Source organism: Mesorhizobium sp. M2C.T.Ca.TU.002.02.1.1 (assembly GCF_003997225.1).
The window spans coordinates 1-6,414 of the sequence record NZ_RZTO01000316.1; the positions used below are offsets into that span (position 1 = coordinate 1).

General features: G+C 64.1%; 10 protein-coding genes. 9 read left to right on the forward strand and 1 reads right to left on the reverse strand.

The genetic code is table 11. The features are described 5' to 3' along the window. Window positions 1–25: 25 nt before the first annotated feature. Window positions 26–148, reverse strand: a complete 123-nt coding sequence (locus EOD07_RS39075) for a hypothetical protein (protein ID WP_281059062.1) — start codon at window positions 146–148, stop codon at window positions 26–28. On the opposite strand from EOD07_RS39075, the gene EOD07_RS17725 reads away from it, so the two are divergent. From EOD07_RS17725 to EOD07_RS17755, 9 genes are all read left to right on the forward strand, one after another. Further along, window positions 147–1,046 (forward strand): peptidylprolyl isomerase, encoded by a 900-nt coding sequence (locus tag EOD07_RS17725; protein ID WP_127236390.1) that lies wholly within the window; start codon window positions 147–149, stop codon window positions 1,044–1,046. The genes EOD07_RS39075 and EOD07_RS17725 overlap by 2 nt on opposite strands. A gap of 55 nt (window positions 1,047–1,101) precedes the next feature. Next, window positions 1,102–1,338, forward strand: a complete 237-nt coding sequence (locus EOD07_RS17730) for a hypothetical protein (protein WP_245470200.1) — start codon at window positions 1,102–1,104, stop codon at window positions 1,336–1,338. Beyond that, on the forward strand, window positions 1,335–2,591 hold the full coding sequence (gene glp, locus EOD07_RS17735) for a gephyrin-like molybdotransferase Glp (protein WP_127236391.1): 1,257 nt from the start codon (window positions 1,335–1,337) through the stop codon (window positions 2,589–2,591). Before EOD07_RS17730 ends, glp begins: the two co-directional genes overlap by 4 nt. 101 nt (window positions 2,592–2,692) lie before the next feature. Further along, on the forward strand, window positions 2,693–3,289 hold the full coding sequence (locus EOD07_RS17740) for a DUF2478 domain-containing protein (protein ID WP_164772318.1): 597 nt from the start codon (window positions 2,693–2,695) through the stop codon (window positions 3,287–3,289). 7 nt (window positions 3,290–3,296) lie between these two features. Continuing rightward, window positions 3,297–3,434, forward strand: coding sequence for a hypothetical protein (locus EOD07_RS37670; RefSeq protein WP_164772319.1), 138 nt, complete (start codon window positions 3,297–3,299; stop codon window positions 3,432–3,434). A 190-nt stretch (window positions 3,435–3,624) separates the two neighbouring features. Then, window positions 3,625–3,993, forward strand: a complete 369-nt coding sequence (locus EOD07_RS39215) for a hypothetical protein (protein ID WP_348627772.1) — start codon at window positions 3,625–3,627, stop codon at window positions 3,991–3,993. Next, entirely contained in the window at window positions 3,912–4,298 is a 387-nt protein-coding gene (locus tag EOD07_RS17745; protein ID WP_348627773.1) for a YitT family protein, read from the forward strand. Before EOD07_RS39215 ends, EOD07_RS17745 begins: the two co-directional genes overlap by 82 nt. 104 nt (window positions 4,299–4,402) lie before the next feature. Then, window positions 4,403–4,939 (forward strand): SRPBCC family protein, encoded by a 537-nt coding sequence (locus tag EOD07_RS17750; protein ID WP_127236393.1) that lies wholly within the window; start codon window positions 4,403–4,405, stop codon window positions 4,937–4,939. Window positions 4,940–5,208: 269 nt separating this feature from the next. Then, window positions 5,209–6,390: a substrate-binding protein gene (locus EOD07_RS17755; RefSeq protein ID WP_127236394.1), complete on the forward strand. Its 1,182-nt coding sequence runs from the start codon at window positions 5,209–5,211 to the stop codon at window positions 6,388–6,390. Window positions 6,391–6,414 lie beyond the last annotated feature (24 nt).

A 6,414-nucleotide genomic window follows, 5' to 3' on the forward strand; every position in this document is an offset into this window, starting at 1 on the left:
TCTGGTATCTCGGCCGCCCGGGCTATCAGGTCGTGCGCACACGCTTTGCGACCCGCCGGCCGGCCGTGCCAGCGCCGGCGGTGCGGTCGTCCGCGCCGGCGCGGCGGCCCGCTGCCACTCCTTCCCACCAGCCTGCGGAGTAGATCATGGCCGCGCTCGTCATCGACCATTCGGCTAGCCGCAAAGCGTCCGAGCATCCGCACGAACACCGGCCCGCGACTCCCGACACGGCGCCGTCCCGTGAACGCGTGGCGATGCCGCCTGTGACCGTCAACGGGGCGGCGATATCGCGCAAGGCGATCGCCGCCGAGGTGCAGAACTTTCCCGCCCGCAGTCCTGGCGAGGGCTGGCGTGCGGCAACCCGCGCGCTCGTCATCCGCGAGTTGCTCCTGCAGGAGGCCCGACGCCTCGATATCGCCATCGAGCAGAGGACCGACCAGGATGGACGCAGGGAGACCACCGAGGACGCGCTGGTGCGCGGCCTGATCGAGCGCGAGGTCCGCGTTCCCGAAGCGGACGAGGAGATGCTGCGGCGCTTCTACGAGAACAATCTTCGCCGCTTCGTGACGCCCCCGCTCTATGAAGCCGACCATATCCTCATAGCGGCTCGCCGCGATGATCGCGAAGCCTTCGCCGCCGCGCGGGAAAAGGCGCTGTCGCTCGGGGCCAGCCTGGCGGCGGCGCCTGAGCGTTTCGCGGCGCTGGCGAGGGACTGCTCGGACTGCCCCTCGGGAGCTGTTGGCGGCAGCCTCGGCCAGATCGGGCCGGGCGACACGACGCCGGAATTCGAGGCCGCTCTCGTCGATCTCGCACCAGGCGGCGTCTCGGCGCCGGTCGAGACGCGTTACGGCGTCCACCTCATTCGGCTCACGCGGCGCATAGACGGTCGCCAGCTGCCGTTCGAGGCCGTGCGGGAGCGCATCGCGACCTACCTGGCCGAGCACGTCAACCGGCAGGCGACGGCGCAATATGTCTCGCTGCTTGTCGGCCGGGCGGACATCGGCGGAATTGTCCTCGACGGCGCATCCTCGCCGCTGGTGCAGTGAGGCGGACGCGATGCTTGGAGATATCATCGCCTCGCTGGAAGACCCCAGAGCGGCCATGGCCATCGTCGCCGCGTTCGATGAGCCGGCCTTGGCCGCGCGGTTGACCGCCGCCGCCGATGTGTCCGGTCGTTCGCCGGCCGAAATCGTCGGCTCGGCCGTTCGCAATTTCATAGACACCGCCTCCGACGATCTTTGGACGCAACTCATCGGCATCATGAACCGTGCGCCAGATCCGGGTCTTGCGGCCATGCGCGCAATTCTCGAAAAGACGCTGCCGGACATCGAGGCATGACCGCGCCAGCAATACTGCCCGACAGTTGCTTCTGCGCGGGCGCAGGCGCGCTGCCCTTCGAAACGGCGCGAAGCGTAGCCATCGCATTGGCACGGCCGCTGGACCAGTCGGAAATGGTGCCGTTGGCCGATGCCGTCGGACGTATCCTGGCAGCTTCCATCGAAGCGCCCCGCGCTATTCCGCCTTTCGATCAAGCGGCGATGGACGGCTATGCGATAAGCCTGGCCGGCAGGAGAGGCGTGCCCCTGGTTCTCCCCGCAATAGGCCGCACGAGCGCGGGCGATCCGCCGGGTGTGCTGGCTCCAGGCGCCGCCCACCGCATCATGACGGGCGCGGCATTGCCCGAGGGCGCTGACACGGTCGTCATGCAGGAGCAAACGACGCGGCGGGGCGATCTCGTGCGGTTCGCGTTCGACGTGGCGCCAGGCGCGAATATCCGCAGGGCCGGCGAGGACGTACGCCAAGGAGCCTGCATCCTTCGTCCAGGCTGCATGATCGGCTGGCCGGAAATCGCGCTTCTTGCGGCGATCGGAATTGATCATGTCCCCGTTGCGCGTCGCGTGCGGATCGCTGTCGTCACGACCGGCTCCGAGCTTCGCAAGACCGGCGGGTCGCTTGCACCCGGTGCGATCTTCGACTCCAACGGTCCGCTTCTCGCTGCTCTCCTGAGAGAGCCCAGCACCGATATCGCGTTATCGACTGCTCGCGATGACTCCGCGGCCATCGCACGGGTGCTCGAAGACAGCACGAAGTCGGCGGATCTGATCATCACGACCGCCGGCATGTCGGTTGGCGAGGAGGACCACGTGCGCAACGCCATAGGGCGGGCCGGAGGCCGACTCGAGATCGTCAAGGTGGCGATGAAGCCCGGCAAGCCGTTGGCTATCGGCAAGATAGGGGAGGCATGCTTCGTCGGATTGCCAGGCAATCCGCAGGCCGCGGCTTTTGGCGCGCTGGCCTTCGTGCGCCCGATCGTGGCGACCCTCCTCGGTCAGGTGCCGGCGAGACGGATCACGGCCGAGCTGGCCTTCACATGTTCCCGCAAGCCGGATCGCACGGAATTGGTGCCGGTCCGCCTGAATGTCGAGCAGGGTCGATTGACCGCCAGCCGCAGCGGGCCGGAGGGCTCGCACAGAATGATGCCGATGGTGTCGGCCGACGCCATTGCGATCGTGCCCGGCGCGTCGACGCCAATTGAGCCTGGCATGTCCGTCGAGGTGCTTCCGTTCAGCCATGGAATGTTTGGGAGATAGACCGATGGTCTTGGATATCGCCTCACCAATCCCGCTGCATCGGAGCTACCCCGCGTCTGCTACGCGGCCGGCAAGAAATGCAAACTGAAGGAGATTCTCCCATGCAGAGCGTTCGTCCTGACTGGTCCATTACCGCGATCGTTTATTCAGACGGCGCGGAGTTCGAGTCCTTCCTGCGGGAAATGACCGCCATCATGGCCGAGCGGGAGATGCGATTGGCCGGCCTTGTCCAGCTAAGCGAAAAGAAACCGGATCGCGTGAAATGCGACATGCATCTGCGGGATCTCGCGACGGGTGAGCTTCACGGCATATCCGATGATCGAGGACCCCATGCCCGCGGCTGTGTCTTGAATATCGATCGGCTACTCGGCGCCTGTGAAGCTGCGGGAGCGGAGTTGTCCGAGCAGACCGATCTCCTGGTTCTCTGCAAATTCGGCAAGACCGAGGTCGAAGGCGGTGGCTTCAGGGCTCTGATCGCCAAAGCGCTCGAACTTTCCGTGCCGGTGCTGATCGGTGTTCCCGCCATCAATCTCGCGGCGTTCCGAGAATTTGCAGCCGGCCTCGCCCTGGAAATCGAACTGCCTCGTCTGCCGTCCGATCGGTTCGCGGCGCTGGAATGTCTGCTCGACTGCAGCTCGACGGTTCGCGACCCTTATCAATCCCGAGGTGGGAGCGCGGTTGGTGCCGAGGTGGCTTGAGATCGTTGTGCGCTCCATCATTGCCGGCGCGGTCACGGGTGCTTGGGTGGTCGTCATCAATCTGACCGGCGGCCCGCCTGTTCTGATTTCTTTGGCCGCGATCCTCATAGTGTTCGGCGCCTCCGGCGATTTCCGCGGGAGCTAACGGTTCGCCAATACGGGCCGCTCAGACAAGGGCGTCGCGACAGGTTCGCTGTAATCCAGCATTGGCGGGCGGGGCCAGCCGCGCAGAGACAAGCAGATCGCCGTCCCGTGGCCTTCGGGCCCTCGGAACGGCTTTGCCGGCGGGCAAGCCGCACCCAACCAGTCGTGCACGGAAGGTTTAGCCGCCGTCTTTGCGCCCGGACAAAGACCGCGCATCGTCAAGAAAACAGGATATCGCCAAGCGAAAGAACGCGCAGGCGGAGGAAGGCCCGGTGACGGAGAAGCATGGTTTGCATGAAGACGCGCTCGCTCTGGTTCTGGGCAGTCTTATGGTTGCGCTGGGCACCACCATCTATACCAAGGCAGTGCTGGTTGTGGGCGGCATGGCTGGAGTCGCGCTCTTGCTCCAATACACGACCGGCGTCCAATTCTGGCTTGGATTCTCGCTGATCAATCTGCCCTGCTCGGTTGGAGACGACTGGGCGGCGCGTTCGTCGCGCGGACGTTCGTTGCGGTCAGCCTCGTTTCGCTCTTTTCGCGCCTCACGAGCGAATGGGTGACATTTGCCCAGTTGGACGCGACCTACGCTGCCGTCATGGCCGGAGCCCTGTGCGGCGTCGGCATGCTGATGCTATTTCGCCACCGCACGGGTTTGGGCGGCATCAACATTCTCGCCATTTTCCTTCAGGAGAATTTGGGACTGCGCGCTGGCTACTTTCAACTGGCCGTCGATCTCGCAATCCTTTCCGTCGCGTTCGTGATCCTGGCGCCCGACAGGCTGTTGCTGTCCGTTCTCAGCGCGACAGTCCTCAACCTCATTCTGGCGGTCAATCATCGGCCTGGACGCTATCTTGGGGTCAGTTGACGTCGAGGTGCCAGAGAAGGATGGCAGCGGTGCATAAATCCAGATTGACAACCCAAGTAAAAGGCAGTCCGGCGGCTATTGGCCGGTTGGAGGCCTGATCTGAAATGTCGATACAGCAAACCGCTCGGACCGTTAGAATTGGGTATGTCGGCGACGATCTTGAGGCACGGCTTGAGCGGTTTTTCGCGCACGATCAGGATACTGTCTGGCGAATGCTTACCGACGCAACGGCACTTCCCCAATGGCTCGCGCCGGGCTCCATCGAGCTAAGCGTCGGCGGTGCGGTTCAGATCGACTTCGCGGACAGTGGAAGGACGATCGAGAGCGTCGTGCTGCAGTTGGATCGGCCGCGGCTGTTGGAGTATTCATGGAGCAGCGGCGACGGCCCTGTACGACCTCTGCGTTGGGAGTTGGGGGCAACTGAGGGAGGGACACAGCTCGTGCTGACCCTGCGACTGCCCTCAGGCGAGGATATCGCAAAGGCATGCGCCGGGTTCGACGCTCACCTTGAAATGTTGGCGGCGGCGCTCGAGGGCGTTCCGATCCGCTTCCCTGTCGACTACTTCCTCGACGCTGCAAGGCTTATAAGCAATTGTCGGGCAAGCCGGTGCTACCGTCCGCATAGCACGTCGCGCGATTGACAGATTGTTTGAACACCCATAATCTTGTTTGACTACAAACAAATAATCGACCGCGCGAGGGGCGCGTTAGGTGGACCTGTGCATTGACCCAGTCTCAGTCGTCACGCCACTCACGGGGTGCGGCAACGTGCTGACAGTCATCTGTTTGCCGGTTTCTCCGAGGCCATTCCCGGGGTCGGACGTCGCATGGGGATTGCCCGGCGCTGCCGAGCAGACATAGCCGAGAGGTAGACTCGGCAAGCAGGCATCCAGATCTGGAGGAGAACGAGATGCATCTGAATTTGAGGATTTCACGCCGCAAGGTCCTGTTCACCGGCGCTGCCGGCGCTCTGGCCGGCCTGGCCATGCCCTATGTCGCGCGCGCTGCCGGAGACCCCATCAAGGTGGGCATTCTGCAACCTTTCTCGGGCGGCCTCGAGGTGCTTGGTCAGCAGGGGTTCCAGGGCGCTGAAATGGCGCTTCTGGAGGCCAACGAGGCGGGCGGCGTGCTCGGCGGGCGCATGTTCGAGATCGTCAAGGCGGATGACCGCACCGATCCCAAGACCGCGGTTGAGCGCACCAGCGAACTGATCCGCCGCGACAAGGTCGCCGCCATCATCGGGCCCGTCACCAGCGCCAACCGCGACGCCATGCTGCCGACGATCGAGCGCTACAAGACACCGCTGCTCTATGCCACCGACTATGAGGGCGGTGTCTGCAGCCGCTATGTGACCTGCTACAGCGCCTTGCCGGCGCACTGGGTCAACCCGTTGGTGCCCTATGCCGTGGAGAACCTCGGCAAGGCGTTCTATCTCGTCGGCAGCGACTATGTCTGGCCGCAGAAGATGAACAAGGCCTTCCGCGAGGAAGTCGAGAAGGCGAAGGCCAAGGTGGTTGGCGAAGAATACACGCCCTGGGGCGCCAAGGATTACGCGGCCACTCTGCGCAAGATCGAAAGCGCCGGCGCCGACGTCGTGGTCATCACCATCGTCGGCGCCGACGCCGTCACCTTCGTCAAGCAGTTCGCCGCCGCCGGGCTGCAGAGCAAGATCAAGATCATCTTCTTCGGCTTCAACGAGAACTACGTGGCCGGTCTCTCCGAGGCGGAATCGAACGGCATCGTCGCGCCGTCCAATTTCATCGCCAATCTGGACAAGCCGGAGGCGAAGGCCTTCGTGCAGCGCTTCCATACCCGCTACGGCGCGAATGCGGTGGTCTCCAACACCACCGACGCGCACTACACGCTGACGCGTTTCTTCATCGAAGGCGTCAAGAAGGCGGGTGCCGACGACAAGGAAAAGATCCTTGCCGCGATGGTCGGGCAGTCGCTGATGTCGGGCAATGGCGAGGTGGATCTGCGCGCCTCGGACCGCCACGCCGACCTCAACGTGCTCATCGTTCAGGTGGACAACGGCCAACTCAAGGTTCTGAAGGACCTCGGCCGTATCGTTGCGCCCAGCCAGTGCGGCTGACGCCGTGAACGAACCGCGTGGTCC

Bases quoted from the DNA above. Each gene is read 5' to 3' on its own strand.
- EOD07_RS17725 (WP_127236390.1), top strand. From the start codon at position 147: ATGGCCGCGCTCGTCATCGACCATTCGGCTAGCCGCAAAGCGTCCGAG.
- EOD07_RS39075 (WP_281059062.1), bottom strand. From the start codon at position 148: ATGATCTACTCCGCAGGCTGGTGGGAAGGAGTGGCAGCGGGCCGCCGC.
- EOD07_RS17730 (WP_245470200.1), top strand. From the start codon at position 1,102: ATGGCCATCGTCGCCGCGTTCGATGAGCCGGCCTTGGCCGCGCGGTTG.
- glp (WP_127236391.1), top strand. From the start codon at position 1,335: ATGACCGCGCCAGCAATACTGCCCGACAGTTGCTTCTGCGCGGGCGCA.
- EOD07_RS17740 (WP_164772318.1), top strand. From the start codon at position 2,693: ATGCAGAGCGTTCGTCCTGACTGGTCCATTACCGCGATCGTTTATTCA.
- EOD07_RS17750 (WP_127236393.1), top strand. From the start codon at position 4,403: ATGTCGATACAGCAAACCGCTCGGACCGTTAGAATTGGGTATGTCGGC.
- EOD07_RS17755 (WP_127236394.1), top strand. From the start codon at position 5,209: ATGCATCTGAATTTGAGGATTTCACGCCGCAAGGTCCTGTTCACCGGC.